Here is a 21,221-nt window from a genome sequence, read left to right as displayed (position 1 = left end):
AATAAAGTATATGGCAACTTTTTTCTTAATTGTTTCTATAATATTATTCATTGCGACATTTGGCATTCATATGGCTATTAACAGTGGAGACCAATTTGACAGACCTATGTATACAAGAGATCCAATTATGTCCGCAATACCGTGGGTTAGTGGTTTCATTCTTCCGGTAATTCCATTTACAATTATATTTGAATATCATTGGGTGGCAGTATTTTTTATTAATCTTGCTGTTGTCTATATTTTAGGACCCATATTAACCAAAGTACTTTTAGTCAGATTTGCAAGTGGAAAAGGTTTGGGACACGATATGCTATATTCATTTCTGGGGGGTATTGTTGCATTAATTATAGGACTTTTAGCACGATGACACAAATGACTTTCCATAACAAGTTATTGCCAAAAGCGGGGCTGAACGGCTTCGCCCGTTCGGCTGATTGTCCAATCAGTCGCTGTGTCAGCCGTTCTTTGAACGGCATTTACAAATAATAAATGATATTATCATCAATTTAAAAACGGCTTACCCCTGGTTCGGCTGAATATTCATTCAGTCGCTATGTAAGCCATTCTTTGAACGGCATTTACAAACAATAAAAGACATTATTATCAATTCAAAAACGGCCTACCCCTCAAACACAAACATACCACACCCATACTGTCCGAGTATAGATGTGGCACGCGTAATTGCTAAGTATAATGCTTAGTTAAACGTATATCTTAAAGTTACACCTTGGGTGCGAGGGTCGCCGATGATACCTGCATAGTTACCTGCGCTACCCGGAGCAGCCAATAATTGCTCGTAGTAATCGGCATTGAATAAGTTTCTGCTCCATACAAATAAGGTAATTCCATTAGAGGCTCTGAAACCCAGACGGGCATTAGTCAGGTTGTAACCCTCAATGTTCAGGAATTGAGAAGGTGAAGGGCTTGAAGAGAAGTGCGTACGAAAATACGTATCAATACCCAGGAAGTAATTACCTTTCAGGCCGAAGAATCCACCTTTTACCGTTCCTTCTCCGCCTACCGAACCTGCCCATTTAGAGATACCCGGTAGTCGTCCACCCGAAACATCTTTAAACGCTTGTTCGCCACCAACTTCTTCTAAAGGCACCGGCGCATTTTTGAAAGAAACATATTTGCCGTCTGTGTAGGCAATTGCACCATTGAATGATAAGTTGTTATTTACCCGCAGGCTTGCATCTAATTCAGCACCAAATACACGCACTTTCTCAGCATTGGCCAGATACCCTCTGTTTACACCAGGTTCAGGGGTTTGTACCTGTGTCTGATAGTCTTTAATATCGGTATCATAAATAGTCAGATTGATAATTGAATTAGGCGTTGGTTTGGTTTTGATGCCAATTTCTTTGTGTGTAACAAACTCAGGTTTTACGGTAGCCAATTCAATCAGAACCCTGCCACTGGCGGTTGGTAATCCACCAATATTAATGCCGACAGGTTTATAGCTTACTGAATAAGTAGCAAAGGCATTGAATCTGTCGCTTGAACGGTATTGGGCAGTCAATCCTCCTGAGAAATTGCCCGCTTCTGCGGTATTGTTAAATGACTGGTTGGTATAAATCCCGTTTTTCAAGGCAATCAAAGCCGGGTCGGTTGTTTGCAGACCGCCATAAGTTTCACGTTTATAATCAGCTACTTTTTTGTCGTAGTTGTATCTGATACCCGGTAAGATATGGAATTTGTCTGTAACAGACCAGTCAACCTGAGTAAATACGGCTAAACTGGTGCTTTGAATACGGTTGGTTGTACGGATACCGAAGTTATCAAATAAACCCGGTGTTTTCCATAACGCACTGGTAGAACTTTGCGCAAAACGCCATTGTGCCGAACCCGCTTCTTCGGTTTGTACAGGGTCTGAGTTCAAATCCTGCCAGAGTCCGAATGCTCCGATAACCCCACTTACTTTTGATGAAACTTTACCTGCATATCTGATTTCCTGCGACCATTGGTCGTGTACTGAATTACCTGACGAAACAGTGAAAATCGGTAAGCCCGTATAATCACGGTCGTTTAGTGGTACCCATTTCCAGTAACGATAGGCAGTAGTCGAAGTCAAAGTTCCGTTACCGATTTTAATATCTGCATTGGCCGAAACACCACCCAATTGGTTATCTGCTTTTGATTGCGTATCCAAATCAACCTTTCTTTCAAAGGCGCTCGAATACGGTAAGGTATAGTTCAGATCAGCAATGATGGCATTAAACTGACGATACGCCGCACGTTTGGTGGTTACTACACCTGCAATACCCCAGCCATAACCGTTTGGTTTCTGGTCGGTAATATCGCCGATAAAGGTAATTTTTACTTTATCGCTTGGCGAGTAAAGCAACTGGGCTCTTACACCCGTATTATTAATATCGTTGATATACTGGTTGTTGTGTACATTAAAGATAGTACCATTACGTTGTGTACCCGAGAACGAGATTCTTGCCGCTAATTTTTTGCTTATCGGCCCTGTTACAGACGCTTTTGCCTGAATATAGCCATAGTTACCATAGCTTAATTCGAAACTGGCACCCGGTTCGAAATTAGCAGGGCGAGAGGTAATATTAAAGGCACCGGAAGTGGTATTTTTTCCGAAAAGTGTACCCTGTGGGCCACGCAATACCTCTACCTGGTCGATGTCAATAAAATCAAGGGCAGTAGCGGCCGGACGGGCATAATAGACCCCATCTACATAGAAACCTACGCCCGGGTCAATGCCATCGTTGGTGAGACCAAAAGTAGAACCTAACCCACGGATATTTAAAGTCGTGTTACGGGCATTAGAGGCATAGAGTTGTACACTTGGTACTAATTCTTTCAGACGGTTTACGTTGAAAGCTCCGGCATCTTCCACAGCCACGCCTCTCACAATAGAGATAGGAAGCGGTACATTCTGCGCCGATTCTGAACGACGACGGGAGGTAATCACCACATCATTCAGTTGATTCGGTGTGGCATCGAGTCTGATTTCTACTTTGCTTTCGCTGATAACCAGTTCTTTTTTAATATAGCCGACATACGATACAATTAAAGTAAAAGGGAGTTTCTGACCTGTAATCAGGGCAAAGTCTCCGTTGGCATCGGTAGCAGCACCATTGGTTGTTCCTTTGATAGAAACCGTTGCACCAATCAATGGCTCATTGGTACTGCCGTCAATTACTTTGCCTGTAACAGTGGCATTCACAATAGGTTCGTTCTGTGCTGAAACAAAGAAAGGTAATAACAGCAGACCTATCAGAAAGGAGGATTTCATAATTTTCTTCATAAATATAGAATTTTGTCGCATAGTGATGATTGATTGTTAGCAGCCCGTTTTTGGTTTTTACGGGTATTTTTTAAGGTGATGATTTAGCCGTAAAAGTGTGATGAAATACAACAGACTTTGTTCATACAGAATGTGATTAATTGAATGATGGCACAAAAATAGTATATCTATATACTCTACCAAATTAGTAGGATAATTATTTGTAATATTCTTTAATAAATCATATAGAATCTTGGGAAAATTACGTCTTGAACTTTGATTTAGCTGATTAACCTGATTTCGCTGATATTATTTGAAGATGATTTTGTGAAAATTGATTTTAAATCAGTGAAATCATAAAATCAGCGGACGCCGCACGGTTTAATCATAGTTCAAGAAATAAACATCAGCTTAATCAGCTAAATCACAGTTCAAGACCATTTTCACAATCCTTCCAAAACCTCTCTATACCCACGGCCGATAGGAATTGAGATACCGTTGAGTTCTACCATTTCGGCAGTGTATGAGTCGATTTTGTTGAGGGACACAATAAAAGAGCGGTGAATGCGCTTGAACAGGGCAGGAGGCAGCAATGCTTCGATTTCGTGCGTACTCATTTTGGAAACAAACGTGTTTTTCTGCGTAACAATCCTGATGTACTCCCGCTGACTCTCGATATACAGAATGTCAGCAAACAGAATTTTTACTTTTTTCTTCTGCACATGCAGAAAAATAAAGTCTTTAGGTTCCTGAGTATCGGTCAGCTTTTCTTTATTTGCTGTTTTTACCTTATTCACAGCCACTAAAAACCGCTCAAACTCAAAAGGTTTCAGCAGATAATCGCTTACATTCAGATTGAAACCCTCAACGGCATACTGGTGGTAGGCGGTTGTGATAATCACTGCCGGAGGATGGAGAAGGGTTTTCAGAAAGGCCATGCCTTTGAGTTTAGGCAGATGTATATCTAAAAAAATAAGGTCGGGTGTATGTGTATGGAGATACTCGGTAGCCAGAATGGCATCTTTGAAAGTGGCCTGTAAATCAAGAAACGGCACTTCTGCTATGTAGTCGCTCAGAATTTTTACAGCTAATGGCTCATCTTCTATAATAATGCAATGGAGTTTAGACATGGCTGGCTAAGTTGATTTTTAAAATGGCTGTAAATACCGACTGGCTTTGCTGCACGGTGAGCTTGTAATCGGTATAAAGTAATTCTAACTGACGGCGTAGGTTAGATAAACCGATATTCTCTTTTACAGCTACCTCATCGGCATAAACCTCAGAAGAGTTTCTGACATTGAATAGTAGCTGTCGGTTTCGCACCGACAAATGAACATATACAAAAGGCTGGCTGCGGGTTTCAGAAACACCATGCTTGAAAGCGTTTTCAATCAAAGGCATCAGCAAAAGTGGCGGCAGGGCTTGCTTCCTATTTTCAATATCATAATTGAAATTAACCTGCAAGGTTTCGTCATACCGTAGTTGTTCGAGCGCAATATAATCATCAATGATTTTTAATTCCTGTTCAAGTGCTATGTATGCGCCCGATGTTTCGTATAGCATGAAGCGTAAGATTTTAGAGAGCCGAAGAATAGATTCAGGTGCAAGGTCTGACTTATCTCTTGCCAGTGCATAAATATTATTGAGCGTATTAAACAAAAAATGCGGATTGGTCTGCGATTTCAGGTAATTCAGTTCGGCTTCCTGTTTCTCTATCTGCAATTGCCGGGCTTTGCGTCGTAACTGCGAATGGTTATAAAAGTGTCTGATAATGCCAAAGAAAATGACCGAAAACAGGCTTAGTCCGAATAATTCAGACGTACCTTCAGACATGGAAGCAAATTCGGTGAATGGCGTAAATATATTCAGCACAATGCCGATGCCTCGCCAGGCATACATACCCAACGAGAAAAAGAAAATGTATAGGAATAGGGTAAGTATGGAAAGGATTATTTTTTTCAGAAACCCTTTTTTCGCCCTGATGTAAGGAACGATATATTCATACAACAGTATGCTGATGCCTACAATATAAATAGTCCGCCACACATCGTTGAGGAAACTTAATCCGATTGTTTTTGGGTCTCGTGCTAAATCAGCTAATACAGCCAGCCCGCAGTAGACCACACCTATCCATAAATAGAGCCTGAGATTTTTTATATTGATTTTTTTAAGCATGCTATTAACTGGTAACCCATGTATTCATCTGACTAATGGTATAATACCCACTTCAACCTCGTACAAATAACTAAAAAAAACTCCATCAAAAAAATTGTAGCATCAGGTAAACAGGGCTGAATCGGCCATTTTGGTTTACCGGATTTGTAGGGTTGTTGACGTAATTCTGTCATTTGTTTACGCTTTTCTGTTGTGTGTTGACATCGGCTTTATGGGTATTTTTTATTGGTTTATCATTGCATCAGGTTACTGAAAAACTTTGAACCTGTTTAAACTTATTTCTTTCGACTACGAATGGTTATTTTTCAATCATATTTCGCTTATTTATTTCGTCCGTAGCTCTGCTACGCACTCAACAAATAATCTCATCTGATTAAAAAATCGCTCATTCTCGTCAGTAAATAAAAAGTTTAAACAGGTTCTTTATAAACTTTAAAAAAAAACATTACTTATGAAACAGCTGATATGTATGCTTGCACTCACCTTTATTCAGGTTTTGACACATGCACAAGACAAACCTTCTTATGCAGCCGCTAACTGGAAACTCTGGCAATTGGCCAACCCTCAACAGATAAGAATTGCTGCCCCGCCTGCGAAGCCAAAGACCGAAATACAGACCATTAAGCAAGCCATGAGCGCAGTGAATGATAAAAAACGGGAGAACATCAGGTATTGGAATGCCGGAGCACCTGCTTACCGATGGAATCAGATAATTATTAATATGGTTGACGAGTACCCCGAGTCTCAGCTCAGAATACCGGGTTCGTGGGTAAATCTGGCTATTTATGATGCCACCGTGCTGGCCTGGAAAGAAAAACTGAAATACAAACGGAAACGTCCGCACGAAATAGATGCTTCTGTGGTGCCATTGGTGAACGCTCCTGCAACCTATGCTTACCCTTGCGAACATTCAGTAACGGCCTCGGCCGCAGCCCATGTGCTGGCATATTTCTTTCCGAAAAAGGCTGATTCTATTATGCAGCTGGCTCGAACAGCCATGCAGTCGCGTATTGAGGCAGGTGTACAGTTTCCGAGTGATACTGAAGCAGGCTGGAAACTGGGCGAGCAGGTAGCTTTACAAATTATAGAAAAAGCCAAACACGATGGGTCGGATAAACAATGGGACGGACAAATGAACAAAGACCCTAAAAAATGGACTGGAAAATACCCGTTGGGTATTACACTGGCTACTTTTACACCTCAGTTTTTGCAGACCAATAACCAGTTCAGACCGTTGCCACCACCTGATTTTGAAAAAGATATGCAGGAAATGCGGAATTTTAAGCAGACTTTCAGAAGTAATTCTATTGCTTATTACTGGGCTAATACCTCTACCAACTGGTTTGAACTGGCCGGACAAAAGATGTTTGAATATGGTATTGCTTATGATGCCCCCACAGTAGCCCGTATTTATGCCGTATTGTCAACTGCTTCGCACGAGTCGGCTATTGCCATTATGGACGCCAAATATGCCTATTGGGGTATCAGACCCAATCAGTATGATACCAGTTACAAACCGCTTATTTCAACACCACCGTTTCCGGGTTATCCGTCAGGTCATGCTGCCGGAGGAGCAACCGCCAGCGTGGTGATGTCTTATTTTTTTCCGGCTGATACTAAATTGTTTCAGCAAATGGCCGAAGAATGTGCTGAATCACGTTTCTATGCCGGAATCCACTTCCGCACCGACAACGAAGTTGGTCTGCAATTAGGCAGAAATGTAGGGAAATTTGTTGTGGAGCAGTGGACGAAGCAATGACAATTCTAATAGAACATTCGTTTATTTACTCCTACAATTTCGTTTTGTTGTAAGGCGAGGTATAAATCAGTCATGGTGAAACTCTGGGTAGGAGTGGCTTTCAGTTTGATAGAATACCTGACACTATCGTTACCCGGAGCTTTCAATACATCTGTTACAATCAGCCGTTTATTAGCCCAGTTGGCAGGAATCCCTTTGGTATCAGTGGTATTGATAAAGACAAAGATGCCTTTTTTGCCTGAGCCTTTACCTAATTTAATACTGTCACCTTTTTTAATGGTGATGCCTTCAATCCATACCGAAGGAATTTTTTCTTCCGGTGTCTGGCTGAACCCGATTAATGAGCAGAATAGTAGAGTAAAAGCGAATAAAAACTTCATGGCGATTGTCGGAGAATTAAATACGAGCTCAATTTAAGGGCAGAAATAATGACCAGAGTGGAATCAGGTAAAAAAACAGGCAAAAATTTTATTTAAATGACGGAGAAAGGAACACGGAGAACGGAACAAGGAGTCGATAAAAAATATTTTTTTCTTCTTCCTTTCTCCATTCTCCTTGTTCCTTTCTCCTACCTTTTCTCAAACTTTATATTCTGTATCCGCCCACCGGATAGTTTAAACCCGGCTATTTTGTTCTGGGAATCTTTGTAGAATCTAATCTTGCCAACGCTTGACGAAAACTGGTTTTCGGTAGTAGGGTCTATGCCTAAATCAATATCACCTAACCGAAAATTACTAATTTTTAATTGACCCTCGCTATGTGTAATAGCATATTCAGTACCTAATTCAGTACTAAAGTAGGTACCTGCATATTGTTCAAATTGGGCTTTGTCAGGTTGCCAGGGAGTAATTCTTTTGGCTTGTATATATTTATATTTCAGCAGATTCACCTCGCCTTTGCTGTCTTTTACAAAGGTCATAGAAGCACCATAGGCATTTATCCAGAAAGTTGAATCAGACTTACTATCCATCGGGAATCTGGCTTCGCCGTTGGCTTGTGTAAAAAGTTGTCCGTTTTCGAGCGTGATAGTTACCGCCCACCCCGGCCCTAACTGAAAGGCTCCGGTGTACTTTTTCAGAACAGACTCAGCTACTTTTACATTAGGGGCATCTTTATTAACAGTTGCACTTACAGCAGGCTTTGCGGCAGGTTTAGACTGAAAAGGTAACAAGGCACGAGTTACTTCATTGGTAGAGCCGCCCAAATCAAAATCACCCGAATTGCCTAAAATAATGAATGAAACCTGCTGATCGGGATAGTGCATTAATACGGTCTGGTAACTGGCCCATCCGCCTGTATGAGAAATAGTTCTGAATCCCTCATTGCTTCCATAAGCTAATCCATAGCCATATTTCACGGCTCCGCCATTGTTCAGTTTGCCTTCTTCAAGCATTTGCATAAATACCGGATTTTTATCGCTGACAGACTTATTGAAATGAATTGCCCATTTGCTAAGGTCTTCTACGGTCGTAAACAAAGAACTTGACCCATAAGCCGTTAGCGCAGTAACGCTTTTCTTAAATCCTTTGTCGCTTGGAAAATATGAATAAGCCATGTTTTTCACCACTTCGGTATAGTCGACCAAGAAATGAGAGGAGTTCATGCCTAAAGGCTTGAAAATATGCGTATCTGTCCAGTCTCTGAAAGACGTTCCGGTTACTTTTTCTACAATAGCGGCCAGCAGATTATAGCCTGTGTTAGAATAAGAATACTTAAAACCCGGCTCAAAATCGAGGTCTTTCTGGTTTTTAACCATGCGCATAATATCTTCAAAAGAAAATACTTCATCCCAGCGCCAGCCAGCGGCGTGCAGGGTTTGTGGCCAGTCTCTCAAACCACTGGTATGATGCACCAGATGGCGAATGGTAATGGTTTTGCCAAAATCGGGAACATCTGGCAGGTATTTATGGACATCATCGTCGAGGGCAATCTTTTTTTCGATCAGGAGCGTGGCAATGGCATATCCGGCAAACTGCTTGGATACCGAAGCAATATCAAAAACACTCGTGGGCGTGTTCGGAATATCATATTCGAGGTTAGCCATTCCATAGCCTTTTTTAAAAACAAGCACACCGTTTTTGATGATACCCACGGCACAGCCCGGTCGGTCTTTGCCTTCATATTTTTTAAAAATAGCATCTATTTTTATAGCCAGTGAGTCATTCTGCGTTTGTGCAGACAGGTTCATTGAAAGTAGTGTAACAAGATGACCAACCAATAATAGTTTTTTCATAGGGCAAGGTTAAGGTTACGGATAGTCTGTTAATTAAGAGACAATATACGAAGGTTTTTGTTGCATGTGGGAGGGATTTTAGGGAAATCACTACCTCACCTTCTTAACCCTCAAACCATTTTCGCATCTGATGGCTAAATGGCGGTAGCTTCTGACGGGTTTTCCTTTAACCGTGCCCGGTTTCCATTCGGGGAGGCTATCTAATAATTCTTTCACCATTAGTCGGGTAGTCTCTGCATTGTTTGTCATAAAAGTCAGATTACTATAAGTGCCATTGGGTTCTACCACAAATCTTGCAATGATAGATTCAGTTTTTGACAGGTTCTGACTTTTTTTGCAGAAATCAAAATGGGCATCTATGTATTTCATTAAAGAGTCCTCTCCTCCGACAAAGGCATTAGGAATTTGAGGATTGACATATACGTCATCGACCTGCGCATACATAGGCAGTGATGCTATAAATAGCAAAATAGTAGTTAAAGTTTTCATTGTACATTTGTTAGAATCAGCATACATATCCAGAGCAAAACTAATGGATGTTTGTACTTTTGACAGGCAATATAACAAAATACCTGCCACTAAAACAATGTACCTTTTTATAAACGGCTCTGTAAATGAGGTAAGCACCAGCAATTGAATAAGTCAGGCAGGTGGAACAGATAGGGGTTCGCAAAGTTCAGGGGAGGTTTTCTTGAATCGATTTCAAATAATGAGAATACAAGTTTTCAATAGTGACCTATTGTGTGATTGATAGGACTGTTAAACAAATCGGCCGGAATTATTGTTTATTATCATTGAAACCCTGCTGTAAAAAAACTATGGAAGCCCATATACTCTGGAAAGGAATTGAATATGAGTCTCTGGAAAACTGCCTCATTGATACTACTGAGGAAGGCACAGAGATAAGTTCGACCATTGTGGGACAATATGCAGGTAAAATCTACCTGATAGATTACCAGATAAGAACCAATGCTGCATGGGAAACGCTATTTGTAGCTATTGAAAGCCGTGTAAATCATCAGACTCAACACTGGCAACTGGAAGGAGACGGACAAGGCAACTGGCGAAAGAACGGAAAGGTCTGTCAGCAGTTTGGCGGTTGTATAGATGTAGATATTCCGCTTACCCCTTTTACCAATACTTTGCCCATAAATAGACTCAAATTAGCTATTGGCGAAACCCAACTTATCAATGTCATTTATCTGGATTTATTAGCCGAAGAATTCAAGCCTGTGCAACAAAAATACATTCGCCTGAAAGAAGAGGTGTATCATTATGAAAACGTGCCTAACGATTTTGAGGCAGCCATTACAGTAGATGCCAACGGATTGGTAGTAAATTACCCGGCATTATTTGAGCGAAGAGCTTTGTTGGGGCATAGAGCATAGGGCAAGGAGAGGGATTACAATCTTTATTTTCCGTGTTCCGTTCTCCAAAAAATACCCTCTACCCTTTGCCCTCTGCTCCATGCCCCTTGCAACAAGGAACTGAACCGATTTTGCCGCTTACTCAAATTGTAATCAATGGTTTTGCCGTTTACTAAAATTGAAAGCAAAAAAATGATAACAAGTATTTTCTGCCGATTTTTCCTCTCTACATTTGTATCAAAAAAAAACAAATTATGAGAAAATATGTCGTATTGGCTGGCCTATGTCTGGGCCTGTCGCAGCTTGCTTTTGCCCAATCGGCCACCTTATTGCCGAATACTTCTGATTTTATCAATGACAACGATGCTGCCAATTCTTATGCCATTAAAGGGGTATTGAGCAATCCCAATCAGGGTGCTTTTTCGGCTGCTATAAGGGGTATGAATATGGGTACCAGCAGTTTTGGCATTGGTGTATGGGGTTCTCATCAGGCACAAGGCTATGGTGTATATGGTTCAAGCCAGACCGGCCGGGGGGTAGTAGGGTATTCAGCCAGCGGTTTCGGTACTTTTACACAATCGGATACAGGCGTAGGCTTATATAGTTCTTCCTTTACGGGGGTTCCGGCAAAATTTGAAATTTATAATGTGAATAATATAAACACAGTGGTAGATGTAAACCATAAGGGAATAGGTAAAGGCTTAAACCTTGAGTTGACTAACGTTGCAAATGACAAAACTGCCATTAATGTGGTTCATAGTGGTAAAGGTTTAGGTGTAGTTGCCAATACAAATAGTATTGCTATATGGGGTACATCAACGTCAGATGTAGGAGCAGGGGTATTGGGTGATAATGCTGTTGGGCCTGGTGTGGCGGGTCGTAGCAGCTCGCCGGATAATGGGGGTGTAGAGGGGGTAAACCACGACTCAGGTTATGGGGTAAAGGGATTCAATACTAAAAATGGGATAGGTGTATACGGACAGGTAGGATCTTCAGCAGGAACAGGAGTAGGTGGAAAGTTTGAAAATATCAATGCAAACAATACAGGTAATGCTTTAGAGGCTGTTACCAATGGCGGTGGGGCAGGGGGATATATCAGAAATACCAATGCCAGTGGCAATGGTGCAGGGTTGGTGACGCAAAAGATTACACCTTACGGAGGTGCCTATACCAACAATGCCCATGCTGATTTTGAAGTAAGACACCCGATACAGGCCACGGAGGGCATGAGTGGGCTGAGAATACTAAACACTGGGCCTAACCAGAATAGCTGGACATTTTATACCCAGAATGTAGGTAAAGGTTCTTTATCAGTCTATAACAAAGGCGTTAACTTAGGTTTCTTTAATCCTGATACAGGGGCTTACACCACGGTTTCAGATGCCAATATGAAAACCAATATTCATGCCTATGAGAATACCCTTGATAATCTGCTGAAATTAGGGGTAAAATCTTATAAGCGATTGAAATCGGCTAAAACAGAAGTAGGGCTGCTTGCACAGGAAGCATTGCAGTATTTTCCGGAAATTGTTTATGAGCAAAGCAACGATACCGGAGAGAAGTTTTATACCATGGATTACTCACGCATTGGCGTTCTGGCTATCAAAGCCATTCAGGAACAACAGGCCATTATTCAACAGCAAGGGCAACAGGTGGTATTGCTTCAAAAAGAAGTAAACGAACTAAAGAAAATGATTGAGAAGAAATAAGAGAACGTATATAGGTTAGGGTATAGGAACAAGGAATAAGGAACAAGGAATAAGGAACAAGGAGAGCGATAATAATCTCCTTTCTTCCGTGTTCCGTTCTCCTTTATCCAAAAAAATACCCCTCTGCCCCATGCGCCATGCCCTTTGCTATTCCGTTTTCAGATTCTTCACCGGGTTACTTCGGGCGGCTTTCAGGGTTTGCGAGCCTATCAGTATAGCGGCTAAAACCATCAGAACCAAAAGCGGCAACAGAAATTCATAGACCTGCATCGGTAAATGATAGGCAAATTTGGTTAATACTACTTTGTCGAATAAAATATAAGTAGCAGGCAGGGCTATAAAGGCAGCTATACCTAACAGTATCAAAAAGCCTTTGCTCAATAAGTAGATGAGTCCGCCTTCAGTAGCACCCAAAACCTTACGGATACTGATTTCTTTCAGGCGGGTTTCTGTGGTAAATACCACCATACCAAACAACCCTAACGAAGCAATACAGATGGCTAAGAAACTGATAAAACCTATGACTTTTATCATGACCTCAAACTGACCGTATGCCTGTTCAATCTGGTCATCATAAAATTCAGCTTTTATCGGGTGAACTTTATCAATTTTCCGCCAGGCATTTTCAATGGCGGCCATCGTAGCTGGTAAATCGTTGGTTTTTATTTTCACATTGGCCGAACCCCACGGCATTTCTGTTGAATAAAGAAAAACCACAGGTTCAATTTTATTCTCCATCGTGCCATAATGAAAATCTTTTACTACCCCTACAATAGTCAGGTTTTTGTTGTCCATCATCACCTGTTCTCCCACCGCCTTCTGGGCATTCTGTTCGGCAATATTAAAGCGTTTCAATACCTGTTCATTCACAATTATCTCACTTTCTTCTCCGGTTTTGGGGCGTAACTTAAAATTGCTACCTGCTACAAACTTATGCTGATGCAATGGTAAGTAATTGCCGTCTATGACGTTCAGCGATACCATTGCAGAATCTTTGGTCTTATATTTCGGATTAATGTATTTAATAGTCGTACCCTGCATACTGCCTACACTGGTAACCATAGCGGACCTTGAAACCGCCTCTACTGTCGGGATTTCGGCTAATTCTTTGATGAGTAAGTCAGACTTATTATTCTGTAAACTGATATTCAGAATGTTTTCAGTTTTAAAGCCCAAATCGAAATTCAGAAAACCTTTATACTGCCGATAGCCAATAATAGTAGTAGCAATGAATATCAGAGACAGCGTATATTGAAGTACAATCAAACCCTTGCGTATGTTTACGTGGCGGAATACCTTGAATTTTGAATGGTCTTTGACCACCTGTAAAGCATTGATGCGTGAGAAAAACACAGCAGGAAAGAACCCGGCTACAATGCCTACACTTACGGCCAGCACCAGAAAATAGCCAATCAGCTTGAATGAGAGTTCTAAAGAGGCCACATCGCTCACATGCGTATCAAGATTAAGAAACTGCTTTCGCAGGAAAAGAAAGAAGAAAAAGGCAAAAAACAAGGATAGAAGCGCAGTAAATACCGATTCGCTCATGAATTGACCAAAGATATGGCTGCCGGGTGCACCAATAATTTTACGGATACCTACCTCACGAGCCCGGCGCAATGCACGGGCAATAGATAGATTCATATAATTGAAACAGGCCGATAGGATAATCACCAGGGCCAGTCCGCCTAAAAAATAGATTACCGTAGGCTTCATGGTAGGGCCAACTGAGTTTGATAGACTTTTACCGAGGGTAATTTCTTTAAGCGGTTGCAAACCTACATCAATCTTCAGGTCTTTCAGGGCTTTGTTTTCTTGTACTGATAGCCCGGCGAGGTTGGTTGTCAGCGTTTGGCTATCGGTGTTTTCGGGTAAAGTTAGATACACATAATTCTGCCAGATGTTGGTCCAGTTATAAAAACCCGGATCACCTTTGCCAACGGTTGCATCTACCGTAGAAAAAGAGACAAGGGCCTCGAAACGCAGGTGTGAGAATTTACTTACATCGGCTGCTACGCCTGTTACCACATAATTTACTGTATCGAACCTGACAGTTTTGCCTAAAGCCTCGGCATGGCCAAATAGCTTGGCAGCTGTTTTTTCAGTCAGAATCAATGAATAAGGTTCTTTCAAGGCAGTAGCGGGGTCTCCTTTCAATAGCGGGAACGAAAATACTTTGAAGAAAGACTCATCGGCCCAGGTGGCATTTAATGGCAGATAATTGTCGCCTACTTGTGCGTCTCCATAAAAACCTGTACGGATAATCGTAAGGTCTTCAAAACCTGTAATAGCTTCCCGGATTCGCTTCCCTGCTTTGATAGAGGTAGATGCAAATTCCATAGGCGACTGAGTAGATAGCTGATAAGTACTGACTACCCGATAAATCCGGTCTTTTTTGGCATGCAAATCGTCGTAAGACCGTAAATCAACCAAAAATGCTACTACCAGCAATCCTACTGAAATACTGACGGCCAACCCGAAGATGTTGATAAATGAGAATAGCTTGTTGCGTACCAGGCTACGTTTGAATGTTTTAAAATAGCTGCTAATCATAATTATGTATATGTAAAAAGTGGTAAAGCTGGGTTCACGAACGGTGTATAGCCGGAAAAATTTCAGTACATCAATCCAGTAAATCAATCTGGCACGGGTAATGCCTTTGGTTTCTACATTACGGTCAAAATATTCGTATAAATCACCTTGCAGGTCTTCTAATATTTCTGTCCGGCAATACCAGGCTAACAGGCGTTGTGCCAGTCTGGGGGGCTCAATGACTCCCTTTCCTGTTTGTTTGTGGGGTGAGGTGGGGGTAGTGTTAAACAGTCTCATATTGAACCCTCTAGATTAAAGCCCGGAATAATACGCCAGAGTGCTTCACGGGCTTCTTTGGCTTTGAGCAAGGCCGCTTTTCCGGCGTGGGTTACTTCATAAAAGCGTTTCCGTTTACCGCCTCGGGTACTGGTAGCTTCACCTAAACGACTGTTTACCAGTCCTTTTTCTTCCAGGCGACTCAAAACCGCATGCACAATCCCGAGCCTGACAGTGCGACCCGTATGTTTGCTTAGTTCATCGCAAATGGCTACGCTATAGGCATCGCTCACCAAAGCAGCTATGCATAAGAGCACTAATTCTTCAAACTCTCCTAAGTTTGTTCCTTTCATTGCAATCAGAAAAATGATTTATTCTGTAAATGTATGTAAAATAAAATGATTAATTCTTATTTTGTATGTAAAATAGTTTTGAGGGGGGGGGAATGGATTTTAGGTTGATTGGTTTGTTGGAGCGAGGGGGAAATTATACAGTTCTTTTGTTACATCGGAGGCTTTCATGTGCTTTGCCAAAGCTTAGCAGAGGAATTTGATAGAGAGAGCCTTATGTGACTTGTGAGAGTCTGAGGGAATATAAGAATCTAATGATTTAGATATATGAAAAAAATTAGACTGTTTTTTTACATTGAAAGAAATTCGTAAAAATTATAACAAAGATAATAATCACAAGCTTCATGAGGAGCATCTATATTATATTGATTGGCTGAAGCATAACAAACTTGTATTTCATCGCACTCAAGTGCTGCGATAGCAACTGCAATTGTAGAAACTTTATTATTTAATGGAGAAATGACAATATTATATTCATCATGATACTTATTATATATTTTAATTATTTCCTCTTTAGTTATATTAATATCGTGACATGAAAATTCAAACTCTTTTTCAATTAAGGTTTGATAATTACATTTGATTTGCTCATATTTTTCCACTGCTATCTTTTCTAAATTACTAGATAATGAACCCGTTTGAGAAGGTTTACCTAAAATTAATTTAAAAGGTTCAAACGCTTCAATAATTCTTTCTGCTCGTTCTTCTTCAAAACCATTTAATATGATAAGCATTAATTTTTTCGCAGGAGAATGTAAACCGGAATACCCAATAATTGATCTTATTTCACGTATACCTTTGGTTAACCATAAATTCTCATTTGGTTCAGAGTAACTAATTGCAGGTGTGTGAACTAGAACTAAATCAATCCTCTTGTTTAATTCTCTTAAACTGAAAATTTTAATTAAAATCAAAAGGACTTCTCTAGTAAAGGCTGTTACATCTATTACTATCTTAAGCTTCTTAGTACGGTATTTATCTTTTATAAATGTATATATTTCATTAAGAAAGATATCGAAAGTCTCCAAAGGTTCATTTTTAGGATATTTAACTATTTCCGTATTAGGTAGATTATCTTTTACGCTTTCTAAATGTTTAAATGAAATATTGTATGTATCATTCAAATGAAAAACCACAGAATTTTTAACTAATCTTGACTTTAAATTTTTACCTAATTTAGTTGACCTCTTTTCAAAACCTGAAGAAAAGATAAATAAATCAATTTTTTCTAAGTAAGTATTTATGTCATTAATTTTCATGATAGTATTTGCTTAGCTTTCTTCATCAAATATATCCAACTGTATAGTATCTTTATCATTATTAATTTCTTTTTTCATTTCACTTACAAATCTCCTTGGATTAGTTAAACAAATACTTAACATACTACTATTCATAAACTGATATCCTTTAAATCCTGCTGGATCTAGCCTAAAATAAGGAGCCAGAGTCCTACTTAAAACATATAAGCGAGATCTCCCTGTTCCCATTTTATTACCAATTGTACTTTTATGCAAATAACCATAATGCTCGGCTAAATCAAGGATGTCTTGAAGTTCATCATTAGGCGCATCATTTAATGCAACTGAAAAAACAATCCTTTCCGCCTTATCTGAAGTAAAAATCAAATGAAATATTTCTCCAAGACCAGTTATTAAATTGTGAAGTTTATCGGCTTTACTCAATTTCTCTCCTTCTTTTTTTATATGTACCTCTTTAATTTTAACAAACTCATCATCTAAAAATTTTTTAGAATAATTTTGTATAATTTCGTTTTGAATATTTTCAGGAATATAATCAGGAATTTTTTTTGAAACATTAGAGTTTTGTGCAATAAATTCAGAAAACATTATAGAAGCTGGTTCTAAAAAATGGCGAATAATTCCAGATGAAATATCCACTAGGTTATCAAATCCTGCATAACTTAAAGTTGAACCAGACCTACTTTTTTTTAGCGCTTTTATATATTCTGAAGATGCATATCTTCTTGAAGCGTCTCCTGCGGCATGACTCTTTTCAGGGTCATAATAATCTTCTTTAAGTTTAATTTTTAATTCATTTATTGCCTCTTCTTGTTTTTGGTTGGCTGGGAAAAAACTTCGTGGTTCTACTTCTTTATCAAAATAGGTTTTTAAACGTTTTTTGACTATATCCTTTATTCTCTTATAATAAGTATTATGCGAAGTAGTATAAAGCGTTGCAATATTTACTTGAGAATAATCATGTGGAAAGTCTATAGTTTTATTAGTAATAGTTTTATAACTTTTATAATCTAATTGGGTAGAAATCTTCAAACTAACTTCATTTGAAGTTCTATATGATACCCAGGTATTGAGAATTTGAGTTTGAATTTCATTTAGATAACCCGCATCGTCGATTAAGATGTAAAACGGTTTATGTTCTGGGAAAAAAGATAATTCTCTTAATGCTTGTAAAATTGGAAATAGAAAGTCAAGATAACTCATTAATGGGCCTTTATAAGGCTTATACTCATCTAATGAGCGTTTACAGTACAATAAACATTCCCTATAAATTCTGTCGAGCAATTTGATTATTGCAGTAATATAATCTTTAGTACTGCTATACTCTTTTTTTGATTCTTTAATATCAAATCCAGCAATATCCAAATGCCATAAAAAAACTTCTTGATAAAAATCTTTAAATTCATTGAGAAGATTATTTATTTCATTATCGAAGATCAATAAACTTTTAAAACATTTAATTGCGATAAAAGTAGTCAATAAGTGCTCGTTTATATATACGTATGAATTAGTTTTTAACTTCTCAATTTCTTTGTTATTTAAATCTGTTAACTTTATTGGTACATAAAGGGCAAAATAATCTAATTCGTTTAGCAGGCATCCTTTTTCAATGATTTGACAATCAGGCATCATATATCTAAACATCATACTTTTTCCAGATCCTCTGGGACCATTTAAAAAAGTATGTCCAACTTTAGGAACTTGATGGAAATCTGAGAATACATCTACAAAAAGTTCATGAACATCTTTTGCTAAGATGCCTTCAGGAGTATTAACTTCAAATGGGTTGACCATTTCTTGTCTTAATTAAGTTTGCTATATAATTACCATCTATTTTATCACCATTTGATTTAATAAGGTCTTTTCCGCATAATTCAAAAATATCATCACTTTGTAATAAAGGATAACCATTTTCCTTTAAGAAAAATTTAATCGGTTCATGAATTTCTTCTTGATATTTGGTTAGCAAATGTATTTCACCTATAACAGAATTAAACCTCATACTAGCTGGGAAGTACCTATTACAATAAAGAGTTTCAGTAAATGTTTTTAATGTTCTTTTATAAATCTCATCTAAAAGGAACTGATTTATTATGTCACCCTTTTTGTTTATCACTTTAGGATACTCGCTAAGTAGTTGGTCCTCTAAAACATAAAAATGTAATTTAATTTCATGATTATCTAAACTAATAGAATCTAAACAAGCGGAAAACCTATGATAAAGCTCACTTGTAGGATCCATAATCGTTTCCTTGTCGTAAGTATTTTCGTCTTTTAACTTTAAAAGAAGATTTGAAGCCCTAGACTTATCTTCAGCCAATTCATCCCCTAACCTTAACAGCGCAGCTAAAAATTGTGGTCTTATATTTGAATTAGATAAAGAGAGTACTGGTTCAAGACGACTGATTGGGTCATCCTTCCCTCCATGAACTTTCGCAATTTTACCAATTGCAATTTTTTCTCCTCTATCTAAAAGGTCGGCACTATCAAATCTTGACAATAATTCAGTTCCCTTCTTAGCATGGTCATCTCGACTTGCTATTAAATGACCTGCATCGTGAAGGTTTATAGCCATAAGTAGTATGAAAATTTCATACGGAGAAATATAAAATTTTTCTAAATTTTTATTTTTAGATTCTATTTTCTTAAAGGTTGGATTTAGAAGGCTAATTAATCTGGAAACTCTATCCACTACCATTTTTATATGGTCTACTCCATGATCATTATAAAAGCCGCTCTTTTCAATTTCTAAAATTTTAGTTTTAATTTCAGGGTGAATTTGAGTATCAAATTGTGTTTTTAGAACATTATAAATACTGATATAATTTTTCCTAGCATAATCTGGAAATGAATCATCGGTATACTTAAATTTAAGAAATTCAGTCTCAATATTCATCAAATTCTATTTTTCTTGGTTTGACTAATTATTTGTTTGAAAATAGCTTTAGCCAATAATGGAGGAACAGCATTCCCAATTTGTTGTTGTTGATATGATAAACTTCCTTTAAAAATGAAGTTATCGGGAAAACTCTGTAGTCTTGCGGCTTCTCTTACGGATAAACCTCTATCTTCAAATGGGTGTATTAGCATATTTTTTCGATAGTTAGCTATTACTACAGAGGGAGCATTAGGATTCAATCTTTTGTAAATGCCACTATGACAATTCTTAGTGTTTGTGTAATTCATCATCAGTTCATTTGGAATAGCTCTCCAATTCTGTCCTGGTGGTATTCTCTTATACCTTTCAATTACATATTCATTACTTCTGGAGACATAATTTTGTGTGGCAAATTTTGAATCCCCTCTCATCATTAAAGCATATTTACTAGCCTTAGTTTGTTTGTACGGTAGTTGGTTAATATTGGAGCCATTCTCTAAAGACGGCAAATCTGATAAAGCTTCTTCAACGGTAACTTTCTTGTCGTTTTTTTCGGGAAACTTAAACTCAATACCTAATCTATTACCGACCATAAAAAAACGGTTTCTATTTTGAGGAACTCCATAATCTGATGCAATTAGAACTTCTTCTGTAGTTTTATAGCCTAGTTTCCCAAACTCATTTTTGAGCGTTTCAACAACTAGCCCATCTTCAAATGATGTTATCCCCTCAACATTCTCGAATACAAACCATAAAGGCTTTACTTCTGCTACTTTTTTTATATATTCATAAAATAGTAGATTATTCGTATTGTCTGTATTCCTTGTTTTGGAGTTTGAAGTTGAAAATCCTTGACATGGCGGCCCCCCAAAAAGTACAAATATGTCATTATACTTTTTATTTAATTTGACCTTTGCAATATCATCACATATTACTTCTGCTTTAGGATGGTTGATTTTAAAAGATTCAGCCGCAAATTCATCAGATTCAATAGCTACTTTAATGTTAATGCCTGCCATTAGAGCTCCTACACTTAATCCGCCAGCACCACTAAAAATATCTATTGCATTTAGTCTCATAAGTCAAAAGGGAAAATCTTGGAGGTATAAGATAGCAAAACTTGTCAAGTTACGAAAAATAAAAAGAGAAAAGCAAATATATAAAATGTAAATAAAATTGTCTAATATAATTATCTTAATCTTTTTTAATAGACGGTATATAATTACAAGAAATGAGTCTATGAGTTCTACTGATTGCCAAATTAAGTCATTTTGGGCAAATATCTAAAGGGAGTCTCCCGTGTGCTTTGCCAAAGCTTAGAAAGGGGACTCTGAGGGCAAGGGTCCTGGCTATAGGGGAGAGTCTGAGAGAAAAGAAACATTATTTTTGATTTATAATCTAATTCTAAACTCATAATCCAATGCCCTCAGAGGCCC

The 21,221-nt window shown here is 38.5% G+C and carries 16 protein-coding genes; 4 read left to right on the top strand and 12 right to left on the bottom strand.

Annotated features, from left to right (window positions below):
* Positions 1-10: 10 nt before the first annotated feature.
* Positions 11-367 (top strand): hypothetical protein, encoded by a 357-nt coding sequence (locus tag EWM59_RS23420; protein ID WP_130023681.1) that lies wholly within the window; start codon positions 11-13, stop codon positions 365-367.
* Positions 368-697: 330 nt separating this feature from the next.
* On the opposite strand, the gene EWM59_RS23415 is transcribed toward EWM59_RS23420, so the two are convergent.
* The 3 genes from EWM59_RS23415 to EWM59_RS23405 form a co-directional block, all read right to left on the bottom strand.
* A complete protein-coding gene (locus EWM59_RS23415; protein WP_229239424.1) occupies positions 698-3,256 on the bottom strand; it encodes a TonB-dependent receptor in 2,559 nt (852 codons plus the stop codon).
* Positions 3,257-3,690: 434 nt separating this feature from the next.
* Positions 3,691-4,377: a LytR/AlgR family response regulator transcription factor gene (locus EWM59_RS23410; protein WP_130023679.1), complete on the bottom strand. Its 687-nt coding sequence runs from the start codon at positions 4,375-4,377 to the stop codon at positions 3,691-3,693.
* Positions 4,370-5,422: a sensor histidine kinase gene (locus EWM59_RS23405; RefSeq protein ID WP_130023678.1), complete on the bottom strand. Its 1,053-nt coding sequence runs from the start codon at positions 5,420-5,422 to the stop codon at positions 4,370-4,372. Before EWM59_RS23405 ends, EWM59_RS23410 begins: the two co-directional genes overlap by 8 nt.
* 451 nt (positions 5,423-5,873) lie before the next feature.
* Here EWM59_RS23405 and EWM59_RS23400 point away from each other — a divergent pair, with 451 nt between their 5' ends.
* The gene (locus EWM59_RS23400) at positions 5,874-7,181 is read left to right on the top strand and encodes a vanadium-dependent haloperoxidase (protein ID WP_130023677.1); all 1,308 of its coding nucleotides are present in this window, start codon (positions 5,874-5,876) and stop codon (positions 7,179-7,181) included.
* Between the two features lie 5 nt (positions 7,182-7,186).
* On the opposite strand, the gene EWM59_RS23395 is transcribed toward EWM59_RS23400, so the two are convergent.
* From EWM59_RS23395 to EWM59_RS23385, 3 genes are all read right to left on the bottom strand, one after another.
* Entirely contained in the window at positions 7,187-7,561 is a 375-nt protein-coding gene (locus EWM59_RS23395) for a hypothetical protein (protein WP_130023676.1), read from the bottom strand.
* Between the two features lie 188 nt (positions 7,562-7,749).
* Positions 7,750-9,414 carry a serine hydrolase domain-containing protein gene (locus EWM59_RS23390; RefSeq protein WP_130023675.1) on the bottom strand — a complete coding sequence of 555 codons (1,665 nt, stop codon included), beginning with the start codon at positions 9,412-9,414 and terminating at the stop codon, positions 7,750-7,752.
* Positions 9,415-9,504: 90 nt separating this feature from the next.
* A complete protein-coding gene (locus EWM59_RS23385) occupies positions 9,505-9,903 on the bottom strand; it encodes a hypothetical protein (RefSeq protein WP_130023674.1) in 399 nt (132 codons plus the stop codon).
* A 329-nt stretch (positions 9,904-10,232) separates the two neighbouring features.
* On the opposite strand from EWM59_RS23385, the gene EWM59_RS23380 reads away from it, so the two are divergent.
* Positions 10,233-10,802, top strand: coding sequence for a putative glycolipid-binding domain-containing protein (locus tag EWM59_RS23380; RefSeq protein WP_130023673.1), 570 nt, complete (start codon positions 10,233-10,235; stop codon positions 10,800-10,802).
* Between the two features lie 233 nt (positions 10,803-11,035).
* Positions 11,036-12,490 (top strand): tail fiber domain-containing protein, encoded by a 1,455-nt coding sequence (locus EWM59_RS23375; RefSeq protein WP_130023672.1) that lies wholly within the window; start codon positions 11,036-11,038, stop codon positions 12,488-12,490.
* Positions 12,491-12,637: 147 nt separating this feature from the next.
* Here the strand turns inward: EWM59_RS23375 and EWM59_RS23370 are convergent, their stop codons facing one another.
* From EWM59_RS23370 to EWM59_RS23345, 6 genes are all read right to left on the bottom strand, one after another.
* Positions 12,638-15,319, bottom strand: a complete 2,682-nt coding sequence (locus EWM59_RS23370) for an ABC transporter permease (RefSeq protein WP_229239423.1) — start codon at positions 15,317-15,319, stop codon at positions 12,638-12,640.
* Complete coding sequence (locus EWM59_RS23365; protein ID WP_130023671.1) at positions 15,316-15,651, bottom strand: PadR family transcriptional regulator; 336 nt, start codon at positions 15,649-15,651, stop codon at positions 15,316-15,318. Before EWM59_RS23365 ends, EWM59_RS23370 begins: the two co-directional genes overlap by 4 nt.
* Before the next feature lie 287 nt (positions 15,652-15,938).
* The gene (locus tag EWM59_RS23360; protein WP_130023670.1) at positions 15,939-16,907 is read right to left on the bottom strand and encodes a hypothetical protein; all 969 of its coding nucleotides are present in this window, start codon (positions 16,905-16,907) and stop codon (positions 15,939-15,941) included.
* A gap of 12 nt (positions 16,908-16,919) precedes the next feature.
* On the bottom strand, positions 16,920-18,701 hold the full coding sequence (locus EWM59_RS23355) for an ORC-CDC6 family AAA ATPase (RefSeq protein WP_130023669.1): 1,782 nt from the start codon (positions 18,699-18,701) through the stop codon (positions 16,920-16,922).
* Positions 18,685-19,803, bottom strand: a complete 1,119-nt coding sequence (locus EWM59_RS23350; protein ID WP_130023668.1) for an HD domain-containing protein — start codon at positions 19,801-19,803, stop codon at positions 18,685-18,687. Before EWM59_RS23350 ends, EWM59_RS23355 begins: the two co-directional genes overlap by 17 nt.
* Positions 19,803-20,864, bottom strand: a complete 1,062-nt coding sequence (locus tag EWM59_RS23345; RefSeq protein WP_130023667.1) for a DNA cytosine methyltransferase — start codon at positions 20,862-20,864, stop codon at positions 19,803-19,805. Before EWM59_RS23345 ends, EWM59_RS23350 begins: the two co-directional genes overlap by 1 nt.
* Between the last annotated feature and the right edge of the window lie 357 nt (positions 20,865-21,221).

Origin of the sequence: Emticicia agri (assembly GCF_004168285.1) — a bacterium.
GTDB classification, from domain to species: Bacteria; Bacteroidota; Bacteroidia; order Cytophagales; family Spirosomataceae; genus Emticicia; species Emticicia agri.
The sequence above is the reverse complement of the archived record's forward strand: the minus strand, read 5'-3'. Positions and strand labels throughout refer to the sequence as shown.

Excerpts from the sequence above, each read along its gene's own strand:
- EWM59_RS23410 (WP_130023679.1), bottom strand. The coding sequence starts at position 4,377 with ATGTCTAAACTCCATTGCATTATTATAGAAGATGAGCCATTAGCTGTA.
- EWM59_RS23345 (WP_130023667.1), bottom strand. The coding sequence starts at position 20,864 with ATGAGACTAAATGCAATAGATATTTTTAGTGGTGCTGGCGGATTAAGT.
- EWM59_RS23420 (WP_130023681.1), top strand. The coding sequence starts at position 11 with ATGGCAACTTTTTTCTTAATTGTTTCTATAATATTATTCATTGCGACA.
- EWM59_RS23370 (WP_229239423.1), bottom strand. The coding sequence starts at position 15,319 with ATGAGACTGTTTAACACTACCCCCACCTCACCCCACAAACAAACAGGA.
- EWM59_RS23385 (WP_130023674.1), bottom strand. The coding sequence starts at position 9,903 with ATGAAAACTTTAACTACTATTTTGCTATTTATAGCATCACTGCCTATG.
- EWM59_RS23415 (WP_229239424.1), bottom strand. The coding sequence starts at position 3,256 with ATGAAATCCTCCTTTCTGATAGGTCTGCTGTTATTACCTTTCTTTGTT.
- EWM59_RS23360 (WP_130023670.1), bottom strand. The coding sequence starts at position 16,907 with ATGAAAATTAATGACATAAATACTTACTTAGAAAAAATTGATTTATTT.
- EWM59_RS23405 (WP_130023678.1), bottom strand. The coding sequence starts at position 5,422 with ATGCTTAAAAAAATCAATATAAAAAATCTCAGGCTCTATTTATGGATA.
- EWM59_RS23350 (WP_130023668.1), bottom strand. The coding sequence starts at position 19,803 with ATGAATATTGAGACTGAATTTCTTAAATTTAAGTATACCGATGATTCA.
- EWM59_RS23365 (WP_130023671.1), bottom strand. The coding sequence starts at position 15,651 with ATGAAAGGAACAAACTTAGGAGAGTTTGAAGAATTAGTGCTCTTATGC.
- EWM59_RS23395 (WP_130023676.1), bottom strand. The coding sequence starts at position 7,561 with ATGAAGTTTTTATTCGCTTTTACTCTACTATTCTGCTCATTAATCGGG.
- EWM59_RS23380 (WP_130023673.1), top strand. The coding sequence starts at position 10,233 with ATGGAAGCCCATATACTCTGGAAAGGAATTGAATATGAGTCTCTGGAA.
- EWM59_RS23390 (WP_130023675.1), bottom strand. The coding sequence starts at position 9,414 with ATGAAAAAACTATTATTGGTTGGTCATCTTGTTACACTACTTTCAATG.
- EWM59_RS23355 (WP_130023669.1), bottom strand. The coding sequence starts at position 18,701 with ATGGTCAACCCATTTGAAGTTAATACTCCTGAAGGCATCTTAGCAAAA.
- EWM59_RS23400 (WP_130023677.1), top strand. The coding sequence starts at position 5,874 with ATGAAACAGCTGATATGTATGCTTGCACTCACCTTTATTCAGGTTTTG.
- EWM59_RS23375 (WP_130023672.1), top strand. The coding sequence starts at position 11,036 with ATGAGAAAATATGTCGTATTGGCTGGCCTATGTCTGGGCCTGTCGCAG.